Here is a 675-nt window from a genome sequence, read left to right on the forward strand (position 1 = left end):
CGCAGGTGGTCGGCGGCCTGGTGTGCGGCGGCGGCCTGCTGGGCGTGGTGGTGGCGGGCGTGCCGGTGGGCGGTGGCGGTGATCAGGAAGAACAGCATGTCGATGACCATCGCGGTGGTGGCGCCGTCCTCACCGCGGCCCAGCGCGGGCCCGGCGTGGATCAGCTCCCTGGCGGCTCGGCGCAGCGCCCGGTCGTGGCCGCGTTCGGCGCGAATGTGGGAGCGGGAGGCCCGCTCGAACGCGCGGGCCGCTTCGTGCAGGGCGTGGCGGGTGTGGGCGGCGGAGGTGAGGGCGAGGGCGTCCAGGACCTCGCCGGTGGCGGCGATGTGCGCGGCGACCACGGCGTCCGGGCCGTGCTCGATGACCACCAGTGCTTTCCGCGCGGCCGTCGTCGCCCGGCGGCGGGCGACGGCCGGGTCGCCCGGTGCGGGAGAGGGGTCCGGGTGCGAAGCGGCGGGCTGGTCGTGCTGGGTGGTCCAGCGTTCCCGGACGCGGGGCAGGGAGAGGTCGGGGGCCAGCCGTGCGCCGGCGTAGAAGACCGGCTCGCCGTCCTTGTTGCGGTCCCCGGGCAGGGCCACCTTGTAGCCCAGCAGGTCACCGGAGGGCGCCACGCGCCGGCGGATCAGCAGACCGGCGGCGGCCAACCGTTCGAAGAACTCCTCCTCCCCCCACGCC

General features: G+C 76.4%; 1 pseudogene. It reads right to left on the reverse strand.

The features are described from left to right. A pseudogene (locus FNQ90_RS25825) lies at nucleotides 1-675 on the reverse strand (mobilization protein); the annotation flags it as partial.

Origin of the sequence: Streptomyces alkaliphilus (genome assembly GCF_014141535.1) — a bacterium.
Classification (GTDB): domain Bacteria; phylum Actinomycetota; class Actinomycetes; order Streptomycetales; family Streptomycetaceae; genus Streptomyces; species Streptomyces alkaliphilus.